This is a genomic window from Flavobacterium sp. GNP001, assembly GCF_054343775.1.
On the sequence record NZ_JBTGUX010000001.1, the window covers coordinates 1406070 to 1431101 of the forward strand.

At 33.5% G+C, this 25032-nt stretch carries 26 protein-coding genes; 18 read left to right on the top strand and 8 right to left on the bottom strand.

Translation table 11 applies throughout. The annotated features are described in order from the left end of the window. Positions 1–6: 6 nt before the first annotated feature. Complete coding sequence (locus ACXX8U_RS05950; RefSeq protein ID WP_458565046.1) at positions 7–339, bottom strand: hypothetical protein; 333 nt, start codon at positions 337–339, stop codon at positions 7–9. Positions 340–823: 484 nt separating this feature from the next. Between ACXX8U_RS05950 and ACXX8U_RS05955 the strand changes: the two genes are divergently transcribed. The 7 genes from ACXX8U_RS05955 to ACXX8U_RS05985 are packed head-to-tail and all read left to right on the top strand — an operon-like array spanning position 824 to position 6243. Further along, positions 824–1939, top strand: a complete 1116-nt coding sequence (locus ACXX8U_RS05955) for an NAD(P)/FAD-dependent oxidoreductase (RefSeq protein ID WP_458565047.1) — start codon at positions 824–826, stop codon at positions 1937–1939. A gap of 42 nt (positions 1940–1981) precedes the next feature. Then, complete coding sequence (locus ACXX8U_RS05960; protein ID WP_458566390.1) at positions 1982–2653, top strand: methyltransferase domain-containing protein; 672 nt, start codon at positions 1982–1984, stop codon at positions 2651–2653. After that, positions 2650–3702, top strand: coding sequence for a type III polyketide synthase (locus ACXX8U_RS05965; protein ID WP_458565048.1), 1053 nt, complete (start codon positions 2650–2652; stop codon positions 3700–3702). The genes ACXX8U_RS05960 and ACXX8U_RS05965 overlap by 4 nt, the downstream gene beginning before the upstream one ends. Before the next feature lie 14 nt (positions 3703–3716). Then, complete coding sequence (locus tag ACXX8U_RS05970) at positions 3717–4151, top strand: 3-hydroxyacyl-ACP dehydratase FabZ family protein (RefSeq protein WP_458565049.1); 435 nt, start codon at positions 3717–3719, stop codon at positions 4149–4151. After that, positions 4152–5423 (top strand): beta-ketoacyl-[acyl-carrier-protein] synthase family protein, encoded by a 1272-nt coding sequence (locus ACXX8U_RS05975; RefSeq protein WP_458565050.1) that lies wholly within the window; start codon positions 4152–4154, stop codon positions 5421–5423. Positions 5424–5464: 41 nt separating this feature from the next. Further along, positions 5465–5722, top strand: coding sequence for an acyl carrier protein (locus tag ACXX8U_RS05980; protein ID WP_458566391.1), 258 nt, complete (start codon positions 5465–5467; stop codon positions 5720–5722). A gap of 17 nt (positions 5723–5739) precedes the next feature. Beyond that, complete coding sequence (locus tag ACXX8U_RS05985) at positions 5740–6243, top strand: 4'-phosphopantetheinyl transferase family protein (RefSeq protein ID WP_458565051.1); 504 nt, start codon at positions 5740–5742, stop codon at positions 6241–6243. A gap of 5 nt (positions 6244–6248) precedes the next feature. On the opposite strand, the gene ACXX8U_RS05990 is transcribed toward ACXX8U_RS05985, so the two are convergent. Together ACXX8U_RS05990 and ACXX8U_RS05995 are read right to left on the bottom strand one after the other, a co-directional pair. Next, positions 6249–6845, bottom strand: a complete 597-nt coding sequence (locus tag ACXX8U_RS05990; RefSeq protein ID WP_458565052.1) for a 3'-5' exonuclease — start codon at positions 6843–6845, stop codon at positions 6249–6251. A 2-nt stretch (positions 6846–6847) separates the two neighbouring features. Next, the gene (locus ACXX8U_RS05995; RefSeq protein ID WP_458565053.1) at positions 6848–8764 is read right to left on the bottom strand and encodes a DUF294 nucleotidyltransferase-like domain-containing protein; all 1917 of its coding nucleotides are present in this window, start codon (positions 8762–8764) and stop codon (positions 6848–6850) included. Between the two features lie 179 nt (positions 8765–8943). Between ACXX8U_RS05995 and ACXX8U_RS06000 the strand changes: the two genes are divergently transcribed. Continuing rightward, complete coding sequence (locus ACXX8U_RS06000; protein ID WP_210789594.1) at positions 8944–9450, top strand: DUF2911 domain-containing protein; 507 nt, start codon at positions 8944–8946, stop codon at positions 9448–9450. Positions 9451–9706: 256 nt separating this feature from the next. Here ACXX8U_RS06000 and ACXX8U_RS06005 read toward each other — a convergent pair whose 3' ends face one another. Next, the gene (locus tag ACXX8U_RS06005) at positions 9707–10132 is read right to left on the bottom strand and encodes an Lrp/AsnC family transcriptional regulator (RefSeq protein WP_458565054.1); all 426 of its coding nucleotides are present in this window, start codon (positions 10130–10132) and stop codon (positions 9707–9709) included. Positions 10133–10238: 106 nt separating this feature from the next. Here ACXX8U_RS06005 and ACXX8U_RS06010 point away from each other — a divergent pair, with 106 nt between their 5' ends. Beyond that, positions 10239–10958, top strand: coding sequence for a sulfite exporter TauE/SafE family protein (locus tag ACXX8U_RS06010; protein WP_458565055.1), 720 nt, complete (start codon positions 10239–10241; stop codon positions 10956–10958). A gap of 78 nt (positions 10959–11036) precedes the next feature. Then, positions 11037–12281: a multidrug effflux MFS transporter gene (locus ACXX8U_RS06015; protein WP_458565056.1), complete on the top strand. Its 1245-nt coding sequence runs from the start codon at positions 11037–11039 to the stop codon at positions 12279–12281. Positions 12282–12299: 18 nt separating this feature from the next. On the opposite strand, the gene ACXX8U_RS06020 is transcribed toward ACXX8U_RS06015, so the two are convergent. The 4 genes from ACXX8U_RS06020 to ACXX8U_RS06035 all read right to left on the bottom strand — a co-directional run bounded on the left by ACXX8U_RS06020 (position 12300) and on the right by ACXX8U_RS06035 (position 17374). Further along, positions 12300–13367, bottom strand: coding sequence for a serine hydrolase domain-containing protein (locus tag ACXX8U_RS06020; protein WP_458565057.1), 1068 nt, complete (start codon positions 13365–13367; stop codon positions 12300–12302). A 205-nt stretch (positions 13368–13572) separates the two neighbouring features. After that, positions 13573–14910 (bottom strand): DEAD/DEAH box helicase, encoded by a 1338-nt coding sequence (locus tag ACXX8U_RS06025; RefSeq protein WP_458565058.1) that lies wholly within the window; start codon positions 14908–14910, stop codon positions 13573–13575. Positions 14911–15052: 142 nt separating this feature from the next. Further along, positions 15053–16597 (bottom strand): DEAD/DEAH box helicase, encoded by a 1545-nt coding sequence (locus ACXX8U_RS06030; RefSeq protein ID WP_458565059.1) that lies wholly within the window; start codon positions 16595–16597, stop codon positions 15053–15055. Between the two features lie 249 nt (positions 16598–16846). After that, complete coding sequence (locus ACXX8U_RS06035; RefSeq protein WP_458565060.1) at positions 16847–17374, bottom strand: DUF6155 family protein; 528 nt, start codon at positions 17372–17374, stop codon at positions 16847–16849. Positions 17375–17473: 99 nt separating this feature from the next. Between ACXX8U_RS06035 and ACXX8U_RS06040 the strand changes: the two genes are divergently transcribed. The 8 genes from ACXX8U_RS06040 (at position 17474) to ACXX8U_RS06075 (ending at position 24760) form a co-directional block, all read left to right on the top strand. Continuing rightward, positions 17474–17758: a DUF3817 domain-containing protein gene (locus tag ACXX8U_RS06040; RefSeq protein ID WP_458565061.1), complete on the top strand. Its 285-nt coding sequence runs from the start codon at positions 17474–17476 to the stop codon at positions 17756–17758. Further along, a complete protein-coding gene (locus ACXX8U_RS06045; RefSeq protein ID WP_458565062.1) occupies positions 17751–19022 on the top strand; it encodes a mechanosensitive ion channel family protein in 1272 nt (423 codons plus the stop codon). The genes ACXX8U_RS06040 and ACXX8U_RS06045 overlap by 8 nt, the downstream gene beginning before the upstream one ends. An 84-nt stretch (positions 19023–19106) precedes the next feature. Next, entirely contained in the window at positions 19107–19502 is a 396-nt protein-coding gene (locus ACXX8U_RS06050; protein ID WP_458565063.1) for a glyoxalase, read from the top strand. Positions 19503–19842: 340 nt separating this feature from the next. Then, positions 19843–20556 (top strand): esterase family protein, encoded by a 714-nt coding sequence (locus tag ACXX8U_RS06055; RefSeq protein ID WP_458565064.1) that lies wholly within the window; start codon positions 19843–19845, stop codon positions 20554–20556. A gap of 18 nt (positions 20557–20574) precedes the next feature. After that, positions 20575–21516 (top strand): ATP-grasp domain-containing protein, encoded by a 942-nt coding sequence (locus ACXX8U_RS06060; protein WP_458565065.1) that lies wholly within the window; start codon positions 20575–20577, stop codon positions 21514–21516. Between the two features lie 68 nt (positions 21517–21584). Next, complete coding sequence (locus tag ACXX8U_RS06065; RefSeq protein ID WP_458565066.1) at positions 21585–22694, top strand: carboxylate-amine ligase; 1110 nt, start codon at positions 21585–21587, stop codon at positions 22692–22694. A 32-nt stretch (positions 22695–22726) separates the two neighbouring features. Further along, positions 22727–23557: a type 1 glutamine amidotransferase gene (locus ACXX8U_RS06070; protein ID WP_458565067.1), complete on the top strand. Its 831-nt coding sequence runs from the start codon at positions 22727–22729 to the stop codon at positions 23555–23557. A 12-nt stretch (positions 23558–23569) separates the two neighbouring features. Continuing rightward, positions 23570–24760, top strand: coding sequence for a hypothetical protein (locus ACXX8U_RS06075; RefSeq protein WP_458565068.1), 1191 nt, complete (start codon positions 23570–23572; stop codon positions 24758–24760). Positions 24761–25032 lie beyond the last annotated feature (272 nt).

Sequence of the window (25032 nt, forward strand, 5' to 3'; positions counted from 1 at the left end):
AGAAGGCTAAAGACTTAAGTTGTTTTTAGCCTTTTTTTTTGAAACGCTTACAAATTTGTAAATCAAGTAAAAAGCGCCAAAGTGAAGTACTCTATCAAAGGTGTTTAATATCATATCATCAAAATAATAGGTAACTATAGCAGCGAAAACATCAGCTATTATCAGACAGAAAGCGCCAAAAAAGTAAAAATAACTTTTTTGTGAAGTTACTTGTGATAAATACAAGATAGCTATAACACCTAAAGAAATGGCTGAAAGACTATTAAAAAATATAATTACACCAAGGAGTTTTTCTGGAATAATTGACTTTAGAAAGTAGAAAACAGATAGTAAAAACATGCAGTTAATTAGGACAATAAGTAATTTATACCCTTCTGAAAACGAACTATTTTTTCGTTTGCTAACACACAAATACCCCATGTAACACAAACATAAATAACCGCAAAAAGAGGCTATTAACCCAAGCTCATATACAAGATTTGAATATTGCCAAAATAGCAATAAGACTTCGTTGATGTAGAAGAAAAAACTATACCAATAAAAAAGAGTATGGAGCTTTTTTCGATGTTTTAGCCAAACATAAAAAACGAATAATGGAATTATAAATGGTTTGGTATAAACTACCGAATTTGCATTCAATACAATACCAGCGCTAAAGTAAGCGATAAAAAAAAGGAGTAAGGTACATATAACTATCTGTGCAACAATGTTTTTAATTACCATCTAACAAATCTAAAATTTTTATAGTTTCCTGCAAAATTATATTTGTTTTTAAGATGATTTGTCACGCATTTAAGAACTTAAATGAGTAAATTTACCTTATATGAAAAAAGCAACAGTTGTAATTATAGGTGGTGGTTTAGCAGGTTTAGTTTCGGCTATTGATCTTCGACTGAAAAATCATCAAGTGGTGCTTTTAGAAAAAAATGATTATCCCAAACACAAAGTTTGTGGGGAATACATTTCTAATGAAATTCTATCGTATTTACAGTCTTTACAGATAGACATCGATTCTCTGCAGCCATCAAACATTACTAAGTTGCATTTTTCATTGAAATCCGGAAAAAGCTTGTATACTAATTTACCTTTAGGTGGTTTTGGTGTTAGTCGAAAGTTACTCGATAATTATCTTTGTCAATACGCAAAGCAATTAGGTTGTACGGTTTATAAAGATACTGTCACCGATGTACAGTTTACAAACAATCAATTCATTGTACAAACTAACGGCGAAATATTTTCAGCAGATATTGTATTAGGAGCCTTTGGCAAAAGATCAAGTTTAGATAATAAATTAACTAGGGTTTTCTCTCGAAAAAATGAAGATATTTGGTTAGGAGTGAAAGCCCATTACCGAGTTGATTTTCCTGATAATTTGGTGGGTTTACATCATTTTGAAGGCGGTTATTGCGGCGTTTCTCGCGTTGAAGATGGTTTAGTAAATATTTGTTATTTGGCAACCGACACTTCTTTTAAACAATTTCCTTCTTTAAATGACTATCAAAAAATATGGGTAGAGAAAAATCCATTATTAAAGACTATCTTTCAACAAGCTATTTGTCAATTTGAAAAACCAATCACCATTAGTCAAGTATCATTTGTCAAGAAAAAATGTGTAGAAAACCACATGCTAATGATTGGCGATGCTGCAGGATTGATTCATCCGCTTTGTGGTAACGGAATGGCAATGGCCATACATAGTGCAAAAATTGCCTCAGAACAAGTTCACAATTTTTTAAAAGGTAATTGTACAAGAGAAACAATGGAACAACGTTATAAAAACGAGTGGAATAAAAATTTTAAATCTCGTTTGTTAATGGGTCGAATACTCGGCTTTGTGTTGCAAAAAACTAAAGTTGCGAATTTTTTACTTCAAATTTTTGCTTTCTTTCCGTTTTTACTGCCATTAATAATCAAACAAACTCATGGTAAAACCGTATAACAATTGATACAAACAAAATACAGAACAGAAGAAGCGGAAATCATGGATGATTTTGCACTTGAGGGTGAAATACTTCGAGATGCTTTGGACAAAATTGCATCCATCAACCAACTTCTAGGAGGAAACGCACTTACTTTAAAAGGAGTGGAAAAACTATTAAAAAGTACTGCTTCGGAAAAAGAAATTGTTATCGTTGATGTGGGCTGTGGCAATGGTGACATGTTGCGATTTTTAGCCGATTTTGGAAAAAAAAATAATTTTAAATTCCGATTAATAGGAATTGATGCGAATGCATTTACGATTAATCATGCACAAAATTTATCTAAAAACTTTTCAAATATAAGTTACGAATGCTTGGATATTTTTAGTCCATCATTTGCTGAAATAAAATGTGACATTGTTTTGTGCACTTTGACTTTACATCATTTCAAAGATCAGGAAATAGAAAGGCTATTAGCTGTGTTTTATGAACAAGCTCGCTTGGGTGTTGTCATCAACGATTTGCATCGAAGTGTTGTCGCTTATCGATTATTTCAGGCTTTGTGTTTTGTATTTCAATTGAATGCTATGTCGCGAGAAGATGGCTTAACTTCAATATTACGCGGATTTAAAAAAGAAGATTTAGTAGAATTTTCGAAAAAGCTTAATTTTAAAAACGATACGATTCGCTGGAAATGGGCGTTTCGATACCAATGGATAATTACCAAAAAATGAGTGTAAAAATAAAAACAGTTGCTAAGCAGCTACCACAATATTCAAGAACAACTGCAGAAATTTTGCCTTTTTTAGATGCTTGGCTCCTTGGTCAGGACGATCGATTTATAAGAAAAGTAAAGAAAATTTTTGAAGGCGCTGCTGTTGATAAGCGATATTCTATCATGGATCCTATTGAAGTTTTTACCAAAACTTCATTTGAGGAACGCAATGATATTTACATTCGTGAAGTCATACAATTAGGCGAAAAAGTACTCGATAAAGCCCTAAAAAAGGCAAATTGGCTCCCAAAGGATTTAGATTATATCATTACGGTGAGTTGCACCGGTATTATGATTCCCTCTCTTGATGCCTATTTGATAAACTCTTTGCATTTGCGCCAAGATATTGTTCGTCTGCCAGTTACTGAAATGGGGTGTGCTGCCGGAATCTCAGGAATGATTTATGCTAAAAATTTCTTGCAAGCCAATCCTGGCAAGCGCGCGGCTGTTATTGCCGTTGAGAGTCCAACAGCTACATTTCAACTGGATGATTACTCCATGGCTAATATTGTGAGTGCTGCCATTTTTGGTGATGGAGCTGCTTGCGTATTGTTATCTTCACACGGAGATGATGAGGGACCAGAAATCATTGCCGATGAGATGTATCATTTTTATGATAACATTCATATGATGGGATTTAAACTGACCAATTCTGGTTTGCAAATGGTTTTAGATATCGAAGTTCCTGAAACTATCGCATCACATTTTCCCGCAATCATTCATCCTTTTTTGGAGAAAAATAACTTTCAAATCAATGAAATCGATCATCTAATTTTTCATCCTGGTGGAAAAAAAATTATTCAAACAGTAGAAGAATTATTTTTAGGATTGGGCAAAAATATTGACGCTACAAAAGAGGTATTGAAACAATACGGTAACATGTCAAGTGCTACCGTTTTATATGTTTTAGAGCAAATTATGGATGCGCAGCCTGCAAAAGGGGAGAAGGGTTTAATGTTGAGTTTTGGTCCTGGATTTTCAGCGCAACGTATTTTGTTGCAATTTTAAAAAAGAAAAGCCCAATGAAAAACGATGAAATTTTAGCCAAACTTCCGTATTCAAAACCTTTTCTCTTTGTAGATAAAATTCTGAATATTGATGAAAATGGTGTCAAAGGAACTTTTAGATTTGATGAAAATTTAGAGTTTTATAAAGGTCATTTTGTGAATAATCCTGTTACTCCGGGCGTTATTTTAATCGAAGTTATGGCGCAAATTGGATTGGTTTGCTTAGGTATTTTTTTGTTAGATGATTCATTTAACAAAAGCACTTCAATAGGCTTAACATCAACAGAAATAGATTTTTTAAAACCTGTTTTTCCTAATGAAAAAGTGATTATTATTTCAGAAAAAATATATTTTAGATTCGGAAAATTGAAATGTCAAGTCCTTATGATAAATGAAAAAGAAGAAGAAGTTTGTAGAGGAACAATTGCAGGAATGATAATTTCCAAATAAATGAAAAAGAGAGTTGTTATCACAGGTCTAGGTGTTGTTGCTCCAAATGGGGTTGGACTTGATGCGTTTACAAATGCCATCAAAAACGGAATTTCGGGCATTAAGCACGATCCAGAATTGGAACGCCTCCAGTTTTCATGTCAAATTGCGGGGAAACCTTCTGTTTCTAATGAACTCGCATTGCAATATTTCACGGAACTTGAATTGCGTAATTTTAATTCTAGTGGAATTCTGTACGGAGTAATCGCTGGTATTGAGGCTTGGAAAAATGCTGGTTTACTTATGGAAATCAATGAAAATCCTGATTGGGATAGCGGAACTATTTTTGGAACAGGAACATCGGGAATTGATAAATTTCGCGAAAGCATTTATAAAATAGACGATTTACAAACCCGCCGATTGGGGAGCACAGCAGTTGCTCAAACCATGAATAGCGGTGTGAGTGCCTATCTTGGCGGAAAATTAGGTTTAGGAAATCAAGTGACAACCAATTCATCTGCTTGTACAACTGGTACCGAGGCAATTCTGATGGCTTTTGAACGTATCAAATCAGATAAAGCAAAACGCATGTTAGCTGGCAGTACGAGTGATTCAGGTCCTTATATTTGGGGCGGTTTTGATGCTATGAAAGTATGCACTTTTAAACACAATCAAGATCCTGAAGCAGGTTCGCGACCATTATCAGCAACAGCATCAGGGTTTGTGCCAGGAAGTGGTGCTGGGGCTTTAGTTTTGGAAGATTTAGAAAGTGCATTAGCACGTGGCGCTACCATTTACGCCGAAATTTTGGGAGGAAGTTGTAATTCTGGCGGACAACGAGGTACAGGAACCATGACTGCACCAAATGCGGTTGCTGTTCAAAAGTGCATTACAGATGCTTTAGAGGATGCAAATATCGAAGCAAATGATATCAATTTAATAAACGGACATTTAACTGCAACTTCAAAGGACAGTTTGGAAATTGAAAATTGGACGAAAGCCTTGAATCGGAAAGGGAAAGATTTTCCATTTATAAATTCACTCAAAGGAATGGTTGGACATTGCTTGTCAGCAGCAGGTAGTATTGAGAGCGTAGCTACTGTTTTGCAATTGCATGAAGGTTTTGTTTTTCCGAATTTAAATTGCACCGATTTACATCCTGAAATTACAGCGCTCATTGACGAGGAAAAAATACCAAAAGCAATGCTAGAAAAAAATATGCAATATGCAATAAAAGCTAGTTTTGGCTTTGGCGATGTAAATGCATGTATCATTTTTAAAAAGTACGAATGATCAATAATCTTTACTACTTTAGTGGAGAAAAAAATAAAAAAATGAATAAGGAACAAACCATAATCGAACTAAAAGCAATTATAAAACCTTATATTGCTAACAACGAGGCATTTGAAAACTTAACTGAAGAAACTGATTTCATTGCAGATTTAAAGATTAACTCTGCTAACTTAGTAGATGTTGTTTTAGACATCGAAGAAAAATACAATATTATTATTGATAATGAATCGATGGAAAAAATGTTAACTGTAAAAGCAGCATTGTCAATCATTGAGGAAAAATTAGCAGCACGAGATTAATTGCAAAATAAGAAAATGTGATTGGGAACGATGTAATCGATTTGAGCGTGGCGCGCACAGAGAGTAACTGGCAACGGCCCGGGTTTTTGAATAAAATTTTTTCTGTTAAAGAGCAATTTTATATCGAAACTGCCAAAGACCAAGAGCAAATGGTTTGGAAACTTTGGTCTCAGAAAGAATCTGCGTATAAAATTTTCAATCGAGAAACAGGAATCAGAGTTTTTAATCCGATAGAATTTGAGTGTTCAATTGATACAATTGATTATGGAAAGGTAAATTTTGAGGATAAAAACTTTTTTACTAAAACAGTGATTGACAATGACAAAATCTACACAATTGCCGTTACTGATCCTAATTATTTTTCAGCAGTTATCGAATTAAAACAAGACCATAAAATATTTAAAAAAGAAGGTCTACCTTTTATTCCAAATGAAGAATCAGGTTTTGATTACCCAATTTCAGTTACTCATCATGGAAAATTTTGGCAAGCCGTAATGCTAGATGAAAATTGTATAGTTTAAACTTCCTACTTGATCTTTAACTTTGATTTTAATTTCAAAAATAGGAGTGCCGTTTTGTACGCATCGTCAGCGGCTGAATTGCGATCGCTAATGGGAACGTGATACAATTCGCAAAGAGTATCAAGAGAAGTTTCTTTATCATTAATATCATTTAGCTTGCGGTGCATCACATCTACATCTAAAGCTTCATTTTTTAGTCTACCGCATCCCATTCGCTCTAAGGCCTCGTTGATAATGGCCACGTCAAAATCAATGTGATGGCCAACTAAAATAGCGTTTTCAATATATTCTATAAAAGATTGAATGGCTTGTGGTTCGCTACTTTTTTTGATAGTACTTTCCATCATGAATTCGTTTGTCAAGCCGTTATCATGTAAAAACTTGTACTGAGTTAGATAACTTTCAAAATTATCACCAATGTGCACTGCGTTATCTTTGACAGCAAAAGCACCCAACGACAATATCACGTCTTTTTCTGGATTCAAGCCTGTTGTTTCAGTAGACAAAATGACATATCGAGAAGATTTTTTATCGAATTTCGAGCTGTAAGATTTCCAAAATTCCGGATATTCCTTGTTAATATTTTTTAACCAGTCTAACATAATTATGAAAATTGTGTAAGTTGAAATTTGCTTTTAATCAATTCTTCTAATTCACGCATCGGTGCTAATGCATTTTTTAATTTTTCGCGATCAATTTTTGAAAGTTCTTCAAGATTGATGAATTGTCCATCGTTGTCATTTTTTATACCCTCTAAAGTTCTAAATTTCGATAGAGTTAAAAACGCCTCCGCACAATTTAAATAAATTTCAGCATGTTTGGAATCAGTAAGTGACAATTGCTTAAAACGTTGAAACGTATTGTTAATTCCACGAATATCAAAACTTAAGGTAAATAAACGTGCGCCGTCAATTAATGGCATCAAGGCTTTAGTTTTAATATCAAATTTGTCTTTATTTGGACCGTCTTCTTCTAAATTAAAATTTTTGAAAAAAGTTAAAGGGGAGTTTTTTCGCAATGCATCATTTCCCAGAAAATCATAAAACAAGGCATTGTTTTTAGCATTTTTAAAAATAGTATCGCTAATTGCATCTTCAATTTTTTGTTCACCAAAAGTGATTTCATAATCAAAGAAGATACTACTTAAATCACTTGAATTCTCTCCTGGAGTATTCATCCAATTATCATATTGTTTTATCCAGTCAGTCAATGATTTACACCAAAGTATATTACTACCCATGTGGCCATTTGGACAATAGTCAAATCCAATTTTTTCAAGTGTAGCGGTAGTCTTTTTGCCAAGTCGAAGAAAATAATCTTTTATATCTCGGTATTTTTCTGGAGCAACATCTTCAAATACTATGATGCTATCTTGATCGGTACGCAACAACTGTTCTTTTCGGCCTTGACTTCCAATACTTAACCATGCAAAACGGGCAGGAGGAGAGCCTGAATCTAAAATAGAAAGTTCTACACTTCTTTTAATTATTGCCAGATTAATTTCGCTAGTAATGTTGAATACATGTGAAAGCGGAATATTTTTTGAAATAGAAGATTGAATTAAATCACTAACACGATTTCTAATTTGCTTTAATTCTTTCGGGTTTTGAGCTCTTTTAATTTCTTTTATAAGTACGCCAGCGTTGTTCGCTTGAGCTGCAATTAAATCGTGCTCAGATATAATTCCTTTAATAACAGACTTGTCTGTACCATCTTGGGTCACGCACAAATGAGTTACATTATTCTTGAGCATAACAAGTTGCGCTTCGGCAAGTGAAATGTTTTCTACCACTGTAATAACTGGAGACGACATTATTGATGTTATTGGTGTATGTAGCTCGTAGCGACCGGTGGCTACTTTAGAACGCATATCACAATCAGTTACAATGCCAATTGGCCAATTATTTTCGACCACCAATGCATTGTCTTTTAAGGATTCCGTCATTAACAAAGCAACTTCTTTAATCGAAGAACTGCGGTTTGTAACTAGTGGCGAGCTATTGTAATTTAACGACTGAAAGTACTGCATTTCTGATTGTTGATCAGAATAAAACACATTATCACTAATTAATTTTCCTATTAAATTTTCTTTGTCTTTTGGATTTCTGGTATTGACAGCAAAGCTTTCTAATAAATAGTTGAGCACCTCGGAATTATTTGCAACAAAAGGACGAAAAGTAGCGATGGGAATTGCATAAACTAACGATTCTTCGCGGGCTTTAGCAGTCATCATATAATTGTTCTTAGCAAAAAACGGACGTAGTCCAAAGATATCACCAGGGCCACATTTGTTCAACAATGTTTCTTCTGCATCAGCAATTACAGATAAGTTGATGACACCTTGAGCGACTACATAAAAACTATCATGTAAGGCATCATTTATTTGAAAAAGAGATTTATTTTTTTCCAAATTAACTACCCGAATATTTGTTGCAATATTGGACAACTCCTCAAATGTCAAAAAATTGAAAGGCGCATATTCTTTTAAAAAATCAGCAATTTGTTCAGCTATCGAATTCATAATGGTTCAAGTGTTGTAATCGATGGTAAAAATAAGAAATTAAAAAACACTACTGCAAGGTAGGCTGTGGCAAAACACATAATTTGTACAATCCTTAATGTTTTCATAAAAGTAACGTAAATAGCATGAAAAAAATTTAAAGTTGTTTTACTTTTAACTCAAATCTAAACTAATTTATTATGAAATTATTGAAACAAATACAATTTGCAATTATTGGTTTTTTACTTGTTAACGTTGCTTCAGCACAAGGAAAACCAACCAGTACAAAAGAATCTGTAACTGGAAAAATTAATGGAGCTACAATTACAATTAATTATGGTAGCCCATCGGTAAATGGTAGAGCTATTTGGGGTGCATTAGTACCATTTAATCAAGTGTGGCGTGCTGGTGCAAATGATGCAACTACATTTGAAACCGATAAGGAAATTACTGTAGAAGGTACTAAATTACCCGCAGGAAAATATTCATTTTTTGTTTTACCATCAGAAAAAGAATCTGTAATCATATTCAATAAAGAAGCTAAACAATGGGGAGCTTACAAATACAAGCAAACCGAAGATCAATTACGTGTGACAGTTAAACAAAAAGCTTCTAAAAAAACAACTGAGAAATTAGTTTATACTGTAGAAAAAAATGCTGTTGTACTAAGCTGGGAAAATTGGGATTTCGTAGTCAACATAAAATAAAATCATTTTTATTGAATAGAAAAGCATTGTGAGAGCAATGCTTTTTTTATTTCAAATTTAGGCTTCGTTTAATTAAGATATATTTAAATTTATTTATCGTTAGTATGACAAGATAAAATTTCTATTTTACATAATATAAATTATAGTTCATTTATAAATTTCAAAAAATGAATCTATAACAAAGTTTAAAATTTTAAAAATATCGTTCTTTCTTCTTGACTATCAGTTATTAATTTCAATAAGAAAAAGATGTAATCTAAATTTTAATCTCTTTTAAATCAGATAAAATTAAATGTGTTGTTGGTTCTCCATAGCCTAAAAGTCTGTCAATAAATTGTTGCAAATGCATTTGATCTCGTAGAATTACTTTCATAAAAATATTATGCGTTCCCGTGATCCGGTGAATTTCATAAATTTCCGGAAACAAAGCTAAATCCGCACAAAAAACCATCAATTTACCACTGAATAATTTGTACATGATAAACACCTCTAAACCAAAACCCAATTTAGCGGGATTGAGTTGTACCTGATATCCTGTAATAACTTCATTTTCCTCGAGTTTTTGCACTCGTTCTCGCACTGATGACGGTGAAAGACCTACTTGTTTTCCAATTTCTACAAATGATCTTCGTGCATTTACTTTTAAGCAATCTATTATTTTTAAATCTAGCGTATCTACCATTTTATTTTTGGTTTAATGCGTAAAATTACATTTTTTAAAGGTAATTTATAATTTTTTCCGTTGATTCTATTTTAAAAAATACGGTTTTATAATCTAATTTTGCCAAATGGATTACACTGTTTTTTGGCTCACGATTGGTATTTGTTTAGGATTCTTTGTTCAAACCGTAACGGGTTTTGCAGGCGCTTTAATTGCTTTGCCCGTACTTCTTTTTGTAATGCCTTTGCCTGATGCTATTGGTTATTTGTCTATTTTTTACATGCTATCTACACCTTTTCACGTTTATAAAGAATGGCGGTTAATTAATAAACAATTACTGAAACAATTGTTTATTTCTTCTTTTTTTGGATTACTAATTGGGATTCTTGTCTTGGCTTATGGTCAGCCTATTTTTCTCAAAAAAGCATTAGGTATTTTTATCTTATTATTTGTACTCAACAGCCTAAAATCAGCAAGTGAAATCAAAGTATTAACCAAGATGAAATTCATTTTCGGTTTTTTAGGTGGTTTTTTTTCAGGAGTATTTTCAACCGGCGGACCATTGTATTTGATCATTATTAAAAATCAAACTCCAGATGTTAAAGTAGTTCGTGCTACTATGTTTGGTGTTCTGGGACTCATTACTTTGATGCGTATTCCTGTACTTGCTTTTGAAGGAATCTTGACCTGGCAACAGTGTTACAATGCACTTTATGTGTTGCCTTTCTTTGTTTTAGCATTATTCTTAGGGAAAAAAGTCTACTCCTTTATCAATGAAGCCGTGCTAAAAAACAGTATGCTTTTTTTACTTTGTGTATCTGGCGTTTTACTTTTGATTAAAAACTAGCTTCACAATTCCTATTTGTAAAATTACAATTCTATTTTGGCATTCTTAAAACGTATCTTTGCCAAAAATTTGAAAATTATGAATGGCACTGCAATGAAAAAAGGAACTTACACTAAATTAATTTTAATTCTAGGAGCTTTAACAGCATTAGGTCCTTTTTCAATTGACATGTATTTACCAGGTTTTGCTGGCATTGCAATAGATTTAAAAACTACGGTTGCAAAAGTAGCCATGACATTATCAAGTTACTTTATTGGTATTTCGGCGGGGCAATTGTTGTATGGTCCTTTATTGGATCGTTTTGGTAGAAAAAAACCTTTGTTTATTGGATTACTAGTTTATATTTTGGCTTCATTGGGTTGCGTTTTTGTGCAAGATATTGATACTTTTATTGGATTACGATTCATCCAAGCCATAGGAAGTTGTGCCGCAACAGTAGCTTCTGTTTCGATGGTTCGTGATTTGTTTCCTGTGAAAGACATTCCGAAAGTCTTTTCAATGTTGATGTTAGTCGTAGGACTCTCTCCTATGCTAGCACCTACCGTTGGCGGTTACATTACTGCTGATTACGGTTGGCATACTGTATTTTTAATTTTGATGGTGATTGGAATTTTTATTTTATTAGCAGCTCAGTTTGGATTACCAAATTCCTATCAACCAGATCCAACAATTTCTTTAAAACCAAAACCTATTTTGACCAATTTTTGGGTTATTTTACAAGAGCCTCAGTTTTATACGTACGCTTTTGCTGGATCAATAGCATTTTCAGGATTATTTACTTACGTTGCTGTTTCTCCCATTTTATTCATGGATATTTATACCGTCGATGCAAAAATGTACGGTTGGATTTTTGCCTTTATGTCCTTAAGTTTTATTGGAGCGAGTCAGTTAAATTCTGTGCTTTTAAAACGTTTTACAAGTGAGCAAATGATTTTAGGCGCGCTATTGGTACAAACCGGAATTAGCGTGTTGTTTTTAATTTTTGCGATGAATAATTTATTGAATTTGTATGGCACAATTGCCCTATTATTTCTCTTTTTGGCTTGTTTAGGAATATCAAATCCGAATACCGCCGGACTTACCCTTGCTCCTTTTACTCGAAATGCAGGAAGTGCTTCGGCATTAATGGGCGCAATTCAATTGGGATTAGGAGCATTGGCCTCCTTTGCAGTTGGTGTTTTTGTAACCAAATCAATAGTGCCAATGGTATGGCTAATTACTGTAACAACAGTATTGGCACTTATTGTTTTATTAATTGGAAAACGTAAAATAAAAAATACCATTACAACTTCAACTGATAACGATGTAGTAATGGTACATTAAATTGATGCTATCTATTTATTAAATAATGGCGTTTATTTTTTTCCAAAGCTCTTCATCAAAACCTGATACTGCAAAATTAGTATTATCTGGATCAGATGCTACGCCCATTCGAATTACTACCATTTTTTTGCTCGGAATCACATAAATACGTTGGTCTTTGGCTCCCATTGCAGCATACATATCTACTGGTGCTGATGGGATTAAGAAGCCTTGATAAACAGTTTGCTCACTCGGAATCATGTACTTGTTTTTTCCGTTTAACCACCATAAAAATCCATAAGAAGGATTAATTGCTTGCGATGGAGTGATGCTTTGGTTAAAAAAAGTTTCGTTGATGATAGTTTCATTTTCCCATTTTCCTTTGTTTAAGGCCAATAATCCAAAACGAGCCATGCTTCGCGTGGTGCTATGATAAACAGTAAATATCGTTCCGTAATTCCAAAAACCATCCATTCCTATTTTATTCTTGAGCTTGGAATTGAAATAAGTTTCAAAATTTTGATTACTTGCCGATGTAACAACATCAAATAATTTTTGAAAAACATTGCTATAAGCCCATCTTGTACCCGCATCAGCAACATAGGTTATATTGGATTTTATTACAAATTGTTTGGTATCATCATTACCTGATATCATGCTTAACAGGTCAGCAACTTTAATCAATCGTTCTTTTTCTAAAGGCATTGCTGTCCAGGAATTACCTAAATAATTTGAGACCGGCCTATTTAAATCCAAAAGATTTTCTTGCTGTGCGATTCCTGTTGTAGCTGACACTAAAGTCTTTCCAGCGCTATTCCACTCCCATGAAGTAGTTGCATTGTGTCCATTAAAATATTCTTCCATAACGATGCGACCATTAACTAAAATCATAAACGACTTAGAGTTTTTCTGCGTCAAAAAATCTTTCAGTGGTCCTACCGCGGCCTGATTCCATCCTAAGCTATTGCTAGATTGTGTTTCCCAAGTGTTTGAACTTGTGGGTGGGAAATACATATTTGTTGGTACTTGTGGCGAATTTGGATTATCATCTCCGCTACAAGATGCGAAAAATAGCCATAAAAGCACAAATGGTGTTAAATTCTTCATGATTATTTAATTTAGGTTTGTTATTTGGACTGTTAATTTTTAAAAAGGTTTAACGTAATGTTAAAATTTTAGCTCTTTCTACAAAGTTTGAGCTTTTCTAAGAAACCAAATTATAGAATAAAGCAGTACTAATTCTAAAATCAAAAAAAAACATCACCAAAACTGTTACGCTCGAGTGATGTTTTTATGTTTAAAGAAGTATATTTTACTTCATTTTCTGTCTTTTTACGACTTTTTCAGCTGGCTCATTTTTACTTTGCAAAAGATAATTGGCTAGCAATTTTTCAACCAATTCGTCTTTTGTTAAATGATGAAAAATCGTTTTTACTTTATTTTTAAACTCAGCGTCAACATCATGGTTGGGTTTGGTTTTGAAAATTTGTTTGGCCCATAGTAAAGTATTGTTCTGCTCGATATTTAAAGCACTTGGTTTTTGAAAAGGCGTAAAAGTAATTCCTAATTCTCTTTCGAAATCAGCAATTTCAGCTACTTCTTCTGCTTGTAAAACGGTCAAAGCCAATCCTTTTGCACCAGCACGAGCCGTTCTTCCACTACGGTGCACATAAGCCTCGTAAACGTCAGGCAAATGATAATTCACAACGTAAGACAGGTTTTTAACATCGATACCTCTTGCAGCTAAATCTGTAGCTACCAAAATATTGATATGACCTTCTCTGAATTGCTCCATGATACGGTCTCGGATACCTTGCGACAAACTTCCGTGTAATGCTCCTGATGAAAAACGGTTTATGGCTAGGTTTTTAGCCAATTTATTAACGGCGGCTTTTGTTTTACAAAAAATGATGCCGCGCTCCCCTTCTCTTGAATTTAAAAAATGCATTAAAACATCTAATTTTTCAATTGGGTCCACAACTATATATTCGTGATCGATTCCTTGATGACCAACAGTTTCCATTTGTGCACTGATGTGTTGCACATTTTTGTGAAGGTAGTTTTGAACCAACTGTTTGATTGCGCCAGGTAAGGTTGCTGAAAAAAGTAAAGTACGACGCTCTTTAGGCAAGGCACTTACAATTTCATCTAGGCTTTCTTTTAAAATGGATACCATCTCATCAGCTTCATCTAATACAAGAAATTGTGTTTTAGACAAATCAATTGCTTTACGCTGTAGTAAATCAATTAACCTTCCAGGAGTTGCAACTACAACCTGAGTTGGTTGTGAAAGTCGTTCTATTTGTGGTTTAATTGGAATTCCACCACAAGTAGCTGCTATTGATAATTCAGGTAAATATTTAGCAAAATCTTCTAAATTACGTGTAACTTGATGACCCAACTCGCGGGTTGGTACCAAAATTACAGCTTGAACGTGCGCTGCAGTAGTGTCTATTAATTGTAAAATTGGTAATCCAAAAGCAGCTGTTTTTCCTGTACCGGTTTGTGCAAGTCCAACCACATCTGTTGTATTTGATAATAGTATCGGAATTGTTTTTTGCTGAATTTCTGTTGGCACAACAATTTTCAGATCGGTAATTGCTTTTACCAATGGTGCCGAAATTCCTAAATCAGAGAATTGTTTTGACATGTTTTTTGGATTTTGAATGTTTAAAAAAATAGTTGTTGCCTGCTCGTTTTTTTAGCCCCGATAGTAGCGGCATCCTCTTGTGGTAGCGCCAGCGAACACAAGAGATACAGTGGATAGCGGGAAATAGCTCCTGACAGAGAGATTAATCTTCGTCAGGTTCGTTCATGATTTTTTCGCGGTATTTTTTACCTGTAAGCAAAATTAGTTTTACTTTATAATCGTCCACGAGCCATTCACGGTAATTTTTACTGCACTGACTCAAACATTTTGCATAACGCTTGATGCGGCATTCAATATCGTCATCTAATAATTTACCAAGCGCTTTGGCTTCTTGCAAGGTTTCAGAATTGTCTACACACATGGCAGCGTGTTGGTCAAGAGACTTATCTAGAACTTCTTTAGAGCGTAAATTTTGCTTGATAATCAATTTGTGTTCTTCTTCTACGTCAAAAGTAACCACTTCTGTTTTGCTGAATTTTTCGCGAACATCAGGGGGCATGCTGTATTTGAAATACATTTCGATCTCTGAATCGTCACGCAAATTTTCAAGATAAAACTCAGGTGATTTAAAAATATGTTGCCAGTTTACAGGCTCGCTCCACAACCCGAAACGTGCGGCATTGTTACCCAAATCGATTACGGTAAAGGAATCTTTGCCAGGCAATTTTCGAGATCCACGCCCGATCATTTGGTAGTACAAAGTAAGTGACTTAGTCGCTCTATTTAAGATGATAGTTTCAACAGTTGGCTCATCAAAACCTGTAGTAAGAATTCCAACCGATGTTAAAATAGCATCTGGCGTGTGTTTGAACCAATGTAAAATTTCTTTACGCTCTTCGTTGCTGCTAGTATTATCTAGGTGTCGGATGCCGTACCCCGCTTCTCTAAACGTTTCATAAACGTATAAGGAAGTGTTGATACCGTTGTTAAAAATCAAGGTTTTTTTGCCAATAGATTTTTCAGTGTAGGCATGCAATAATTTTTCTTGCATGGCCATATTGGTATACAAATCATCAGATGATTTTACGGTGTAATCTCCGTTAATACCTACTTTTAACGAGGTCAAACCTACATCATAACTGTAAGTAATGGCTTTTGCCAAAAATCCTTTTTCGATTAATGAGCTAATGGTATCACCTACTATAAGTTCATCATAACTTTGATGCATTGGTAATTTAATATTAGAGCTTAATGGCGTAGCCGTCACTCCTAATATAAATGCATTTTTAAACGAACTCAATAACTTGCGGAATGAGTTGTAATGTGCTTCATCAATAATTACTAAACCAATATTATCAAGATGTAATTTATCATCATTGATACGGTTTTTAAGTGTTTCGACCATAGCCACAAAACAAGAATATTCGTTTTGGTCTGGTAGATCTTTAACTTTGCTATTGATGATTTTATTTTTTACATCAAAGCCTTTTAGCATTTTTGAGGTTTGCTTGCACAATTCAATTCGGTGCGTTAACACAACCACTTTTTTATCATGTTGTGATAAATAACGTCTTACAATTTCTGAAAACACAACAGTTTTTCCTCCTCCAGTTGGGAGTTGGTATAGTAAATGATGTTTTTCCGGTGCATTATCTATGCGTTCAAAAATGGCATCGATATCGCCTTTTTGGTACGCATAAAGTTCTTTTTTGTCTTCGATTTCTATTTCTAAAGTGTTTTGGGACATTGGTAATTATTGGATTTTTGCAAAAATACGCCTAAAAAACAGTTTTTAGGCCACAATTAAGAAAAAAAATAAGCGTTAGATTAAATAAAATTGATTTAAGGAGGACCGCTTAACTCAAATTGAGCCACTTAATCCCATCTAATTTCCATGAAAATGGAATTTTCATAGCTAAAAACGTAGCATTCTGTTTTAATTTTGCTTTAAATCTTAGTTTTGGAGTAAAAAAAATGAACTAGAAATAGAATTTTTCTAGTATTCCAATCGATCTAAAACTGCTTCAAATTGTGTTTCATTATTCCATTTTTGACGGATGGCTTCGGCATGAATTGCTTTCAAACGATCTCTAAATTCATCTAGAATTCCATTAGCAATTAAAAAAACAACTGCTTGCTCAAATGAGTTAAACATGCTTTTATAAAAGCCCTCTACTCTGATGGTGTTTTCGCTTGAAAAAGTTTGAGCAATTTCAATGTTGTATAGCATAACATCGGCAATTACAAAAGGATCGACACCTAAAATTTGAAAGTGTTTGATGTATTTTTGAGCTACGGAGCGGCGCATTTTGGGTCTGCTACGACGTCCTGTTTTTTTGACAGGAAAGTATTCGTAGGCAATTTTAGTTTTACATTCTTTTAAAAGAGTGTCTTCTTTTGGATTAAAAACAAAATCATAATAGACTTTGACAGCGCTAAACTTTTCATACAACTCGACTATTTGTTCTTCAAGTTGTTCTTTATCTAGTGTTGTTATATATTTTTTTAACTCTCGCTTACTCATTATCAAAGTTTAAGATTACAAAAGTAATTACTTTAGGTTTCTGTTACATAAAATTGCGTGATAATAGCTAATTTTGTTTTTATACCTTAAAAAAATATCATGCTTAAAATTTTCAAAATTGTCGCTTTGTTAGAAGGAATTTCTTATTTGGCATTGTTTTCAAATATGCTGATTGTAAAACCTACAAATTTAGATCTCTATAAATCATTACTTTTCCCAATAGGAATGGCACACGGTCTTCTATTTGTAAGCTATATCATATTGGCGATAATGCTGAAATTTGAACAAGATTGGGATTGGAAAAAATTCGGTATTATCTGTTTGGGCTCCTTAATCCCTTTCGGTACTTTTTACGTTGACAAAAAATACTTGAAAAATGTTTAAATACATTGAAGCAATTTTTACTTTCCTCTACCCTATTTTTAGAAAATGGGGTTTAGGAAGTAGCGTCGCGTCGTATTTGAGTTTGGTACTAAACATTATCGTTTTATGTATCATTTCATATATCATCTATGTTGTCTTTCGCCTTGTTTTGGTAACCATTTTAGCTATCATTGCCAAGAAAACCAAAACGAAATTTGATGATTTATTGGTTTCCAATAAAACAGCCAAGTATATCGCGCACTTGATTCCGCTTTTATTTATTTACAAGTCTGTACCTGTCATTTTAGAACGATTTGAATATTGGGAGGGCGTATTTGGCAAAGTGGTTGGTATTTATATCATTGTTTTGGTTTTATGGATTATCCGCACTATTTTTAATGCTCTGCGCGATTATTTAAAGCTGAAACCGCGCTACAGCGACAAACCCATCGATAGCTTCATTCAAGTTATCATGATTATGCTGTGGGTTGTGGGTAGCACGTTGATTGTTTCTAAATTATTTGATATTGATAAGAAGGAATTGTTAACGATATTAGGAGCTGTTTCTGCGGTAATCATTTTAATTTTCAGGGATACAATTCTCGGATTCGTTTCCAGCGTACAAGTTTCAATAAATGATATGGTACGCATTGGCGATTGGATTACAATGGACAAATTTGGTGCTGATGGTGATGTAATTGAAATCAATTTAGCTACCGTAAAAGTTCGAAATTTTGATAATACCACAACCACTATTCCAACCTATAGTTTGAGCTCCGATTCGTTCCAAAACTGGCGAGGCATGCTGAATTCAGACGGAAGACGAATTAAAAGACATATTTTAATAAAAACCAGTAGCATTCGATTTCTTAACGATAATGATCTTCTAGAATTAAATAAAATTCAGCTTATTACCACATACCTTGCCGCTCGCAAGCAAGAAATTGATCAATTCAATCTGCAAAACGGTATAGACAAATCACTTCCAATAAATGGTAGAAACTTGACTAATTTAGGTGTTTTTCGCAAATATATTACCGAATATTTATCTCATTATCCAGGTGTGAATAAGGATATGCTATTGCTTTGCAGACAGTTACAGTCTACTGCACACGGCGTACCGCTAGAAGTTTATGTTTTTTCGCATGATAAACGCTTCGAGAATTACGAATATATAATGGCAGACATTTTTGACCATATTATTGCGGCAGCGCCCTATTTTGGTCTTGAATTGTTTGAAACTATGTCAGAGAACACACTTGGTGGCTTGAAAAAAGATAAATAGTGTTAGTATCATAACAATCTTAACAACTAAATTAAGCTTACATAACGTTGCGTCTTGCGCTATTGATTACCTTTAATAAAAAAAATGACAACAAGAGATTCTTTTTTAAACGACTTTAGAGGTCAAACTATAGGCTCTATCAACGAAGCTACTACTCCTGATGAGCATTTTCAAAACCAAGTTTTACGACCTATTTTAAAACTACAAAACGACCTGTTCTTGAGTATTTTTAACTCCTATGCTCAAAACAGCAAAGTTGATTTTTACAATCTTACGTTGGAGAAGAAAATGGCGCTTATGGAGAACGCCGTACAAAAAGATACTGCCTTCAGAAATAAATGTCAAGGAATTATTATTGGTCTTTTTACCGCACAAGAATATGATTTATACATTCTTAACGCATCTCATTTAAATAAAAGAATGATGAGCATGTTGCTAGAGCGCTTAAAAAGTCAGTTGCAGTATTTTGCTACTAAATAAATTTTCCCAAAAAGAAATTTGTCAAAGTTGAAAGAGAAAAAATATAAATTTAATAGACTATTTATTAGAGCCTTAGTGCATGTTTTCTATACAAAAAACGTACTTCTATTCAAAATCTAAACTTATTTTTAGAAGTTTTAACAATGTTTATTGCTTAGCTCTAATTTAAGATTTGTTAATTTTTTAGTAAAAATGCAATTTTGGCGTTTTAATATCGTCCATTTTAAACATTTGATTGAAATAGTAAGCGTCTATTTGATATCCTTGAATTGTCTTGCGATTTTAAAATTCGCATAAAATTCATACGTTTTTTTCGTTATACTTGTTTAAACTAAATTTTATGACGGAAGATTATTTCAAATGGCACTCTCCGCATCTCAATCATGAAATTGAAATGCTAGTTTTTGGACATGCTGGTTATCCAGTTTTACTGTTTCCTACCTCTATGGGGAGTTTTCATGAAAACAAGGATATGGGATTGATTGAATCGGCAAAATGGTTTTTAGATCAAGGTTTAATTCAGATTTTTTGCCCTGATAGTATAGATAAAAACAGTTTTTACAATAAAAATATTCATCCTGTTCATCGTATCGAAAACCACGTTCAATACGATAAAATGATTTGCCACGAAATTGTCGAAAAAATAAAGCACCACAGTCCAACAGGGAAAATTGCAATTGCAGGTTGTAGTTTTGGAGGCTATCATGCTGCTAATTTTGCATTTCGTCATCCAGGATATATCAGCCATTTATTTGCTATGAGCGGTGCATTCAGTATTAAAAATTTCATGGATGGCTTTCACAATGATAACGTTTTTTACAATAGCCCAGAAGATTATTTATTCGGTCTTGACGATCATGAATTGTGGAATATTGATATCGTTTTAGGAACTTCAAATTGGGATATTTGCTTTGATGCCAATTTAAGAATGAGCAAGGTGTTGAGTAATCGGAATATTCACCATTGGTTAGATATCAGGCCAGAACAAAATCACGATTGGCCCCTGTGGAAAGAAATGTTTCCGCATTATTTATCACGAATTAAGTTTTTTTAACAAAATAAAGGAATCAAGATGAAAAAAATTGGAATTTTATTTGGCATGGAAGACTCTTTTCCGCAAGCCTTTATTGATCGGGTTAATTCAAAAAATGAAAAAGACATCATTGCCGAAGCGGTAACAATTGACAAAGTGGTACAAAATAAGGACGGAGAATATGCTGTCATTATTGATCGCATTTCTCAAGATGTTCCTTTTTATAGAGCCTATTTAAAAAATGCTGCTTTAACAGGTACAAATGTGATTAACAATCCGTTTTGGTGGAGTGCTGACGATAAATTTTTCAATAATTCCTTGGCTGATACTTTGGGCGTTCCTTTGCCTAAAACGGTTATTTTACCGTCTGCCGACCATCCTACAGATACTACAGAAAAATCTTTTCGCAATTTAAAATATCCTATGGATTGGGATGGAATTTTTGATTACGTTGGATTTCCTGCCTATATGAAACCCTACGCAGGCGGTGGCTGGAAAAACGTATATCGACTTGAAAACAAAGAAGAATTTTGGCAAAAACATCAAGAAACAGGTCAATTAGTAATGCTTTTGCAGGAAGAAATCGTTTTTACTGAATATTTTAGAGTATATTGTTTAGGTTGTAAGGCGGTTCGTATTATGCAATATGAACCTAGAAATCCCCACCATTTAAGATATGTTCTCGATGGACCACCAGCAAATAAAAAATTATTAGCAACTATAAAGGATTATACATTGCGATTATGCAAAGGCTTAGGTTACGATTTTAATACTGTTGAATTTGCTGTTAGAGATGGCATTCCTTATGCAATAGATTTTGGAAATCCTGCTCCTGATGCCGAAATTACATCTGTAGGTGAAGCTAATTTTGAATGGGTTGTTGAAGAAGCTGCTAAAATGGCAATTGCTGCAGCTAAAAAACAAAAATCTGGTAAAATCAACCTAACTTGGGGTAATTTTATTAAAGATGCAGTAAAATAGTTTTCACTCACAGTAATCATTTAACAGATTACAAGCTGTGACTTCGACTGAACACTAAAAAAATAATTATGCTAAAGAAATTACCCGTATTTACGCTTGGTGTAGAAGAAGAATACCAAATTATAGATCCTGAAACTAGAGATTTACGTTCGCATCTATCTAAAATTGTAGATGGGGCCAAAATTATATTGAACGAACAAGTTAAGGCCGAAATGCATCAATCAGTAGTTGAAGTAGGTACTAATATTTGTAAAAATATTCACGATGCCAAAAATGAGATTCGGTTTTTACGTTCTAAAATTGTAGAATTGGCCGATAAGCAAAATTTAATTGTAGGCGGAGCTGGTACGCATCCTTTTTCAAAGTGGCAAGATCAGCCTATTACAGATGATCCTCGTTACCATGATATTGTAAATGAACTTCAAGATGCCGCACGTTCAAATTTAATTTTTGGAATGCATTGTCATGTTGGAATCGAAAATCGTGAAATCGGTTTACAATTAATGAACCAAGCCACCTATTTCTTACCACATATTTTTGCTCTTTCTACGAATTCTCCTTTTTGGGAAGGCAGACAAACGGGGTATAAATCATTTAGAACTAAGGTTTTCGACAAGTTCCCAAGAACAGGTTTACCTGAATATTTTGATTCGGTAAGTTCTTATGATAATTATTTAGACACATTGGTAAAAACCAATTGTATCGATAATCCTAAAAAGATATGGTGGGACTTGCGCTTGCATCCATTTTATAATACTATCGAATTTAGAATTTGTGACATGTCACTAACTGTTGATGAAACTATTTGTATTGTAGCTATAATTCAAGCTATTGTGGCCAAATTATACAAATTAAACATGAACAACACTAGTTTTAATATCTACAGGTTAGCATTAATTAAAGAAAACAAATTTAGAGCAGCGCGCTACGGAATAGAAAACAATATGATCGATTTTGGGTTACAAAAAGAGGTGTCAACGAAGATGCTTATTCTTGAATTACTCGATTTTATTGATGATGTCGTAGACGAACTAGGAAGCAGAAACGAAATTAACTTTGTTCATGAAATATTAAAAAATGGTACCGGTGCAGACAAGCAATTGGCTGTTTTTAATGAAACAGGAAAGCTCACAAGTGTAGTTGATTTCATTACATCCGAATTTACCAAAGGCTTATAATTATTAATATTTTAAATATTTAATTTACGGTTATGCTACCAAAACCATTACAAATTGCACTTTTAGACATGTACAACGGTGAACCCAATCAGGGCATGCGTTGTATAATTGATGTGATCAATAGGTTTCATCCGGTTGTTCGTTACGATATTTTTGATGTTCGCCAAAAATGTGAATTGCCAGATATTAAAAAATACGATATTTATATTTCGACCGGCGGGCCAGGAAACCCTCTGGAGGGAGATGGAAATTGGGATAAAAAATATTATGAATTTATTGACGCTTTATCGACATGGAATGCAAAAAATGATATAAAAAAGCACATGTTATTTATTTGTCATTCATTTCAAATGGCTTGCCAACATTTTGGTTTAGCAAAAGTGACCAAACGAAATGACACCTCATTTGGAGTAATGTCAATTCATAAAACCAAAGAAGGTCTTTTAGATCCTCTATTTGATGGACTTCCCGATCCTTTTTATGCTATTGATTCTCGTGATTATCAAGTAGTACAGCCTAAATTAAGCGTTTTTAGTAAAAAAGGAGCTCGTATCATTTCTCTCGAAAAAATCAGAGATCATGTTCAATATGAAAGGGCAATTATGGCAGTCCGGTTTACCGATTATTTTGTAGGCACACAATTTCATCCTGAAGCAGATCCAATAAGTTTTGTAACCTTCATGAGAAATAAAGAAACCAAAGAAAGAATTAAAGCGATGAAAGGAGAACGCAAATTTCGTTCAATGTTAGAAGATTTATTAGATGATGATAAGATTTATAGAACAAACGAAACTTTGATTCCGAACTTTCTTCGAATCGCAATTAATGATTTGATTAAGACTAAAAAAATGATTTCGAATTAAAACCAGTCTCTCATGATTGAAAAATATAGGGAATTATTCAACTCGCAATTTTCCGAGCAGAAACACGAAAACTTAAAAGCCGATATCGCCTCCGATTTTGACTATTTACCAACCTTTAGAATCTCCGAAACTCCTTTTTTTATTCCCAACACGCTCAAAGATCAATTGATTGAAGGTTGTCAAGAAGTTATTTCTTTTATTAGTCAAAATAATTTTAAAGCGCAAACCCAAAAAGCAGTGCCTCCTCATTGCAATGTTCCAAACGAAGACAATCACACCACTTTTTTAGCTATTGATTTTGGTATTTGCATAGAAAATGAAAAGATTATACCAAAATTGATTGAGGTACAAGGATTTCCATCTTTATTCAATTATCAAATGAATCTTTATGAGAAATTTAAAAATCATTATCCTTTTCTGGATGAATTAACACCTTTCATCAACGGCATTTCAAAACAAGATTACTTAAACATTTTACAAAAAACAATTTGCGGTAATCAATTACCAGAAGATGTAATATTACTAGAAATTGAACCTGAAAAACAAAACACAAAAATTGATTTTTATTATTGTGAACGCGATTTAGGAGTAGCTGTAGTTTGTGTCACAGCGGTGATAAAAAAAGAAAATAAATTATATTACACCAACAAACGTGGCGAACAAAAACAAATAAAACGAATTTACAATCGTGTCATTTTTGATGAATTAGAGGCAAGAACTGACTTAGACTTAAATTTTAGTTTTACTGATGAACTTGATATAGAGTGGGCAGGACATCCCAATTGGTTTTTCCGAATAAGTAAATTTATTCTGCCGATGTTAAAAGGAAAATATTGTATTGAAACGACATTACTCAGCGAACTGAAAGAAATCCCAACTGATTTAGAAAATTATGTTTTGAAACCTCTATTTTCATTTGCTGGTGCTGGAGTTATTTTTCATGTAACGCGCCAAGATATTGAAAATGTTGTAGAAAAAGACCTTTATATTCTGCAAAAAAAAGTAACCTATGCTCCAATTATACAATCACCTAATGGTAAAGTAAAAGCCGAAGTTAGAATACTTTGTATTTGGGATAAAAATGATAGCGCTCCCACTCTACTTTGTAATTTAGTTCGCTTGAGTCGAGGTGAAATGATTGGCGTAAAATTTAATAAAGATGCTAATTGGGTTGGTGGATCGATCGGGTTGTTTGAAAAATAAGAATTCACTTTTACATTGTAACCGCTTTAGATACAATTTCAGTTTTTTTTCTCCTTGAAATCATGAACTGCTATACTACGCAAATTAGTAGCATTTTTTTTCTATTAAGTCATTTTAACGCAATGATAAAACGGTTTAGTGCTTTTTGTGATTTATTTTGTAATCTTTAATTTATAAAATATCTACAAAATCTCCTTAATATCACATTTTTAAGACTTTAAATTTTTGTGAGTTCTATTTTTTTGCTGAAAAATAGACAGTTGCAAACCCAA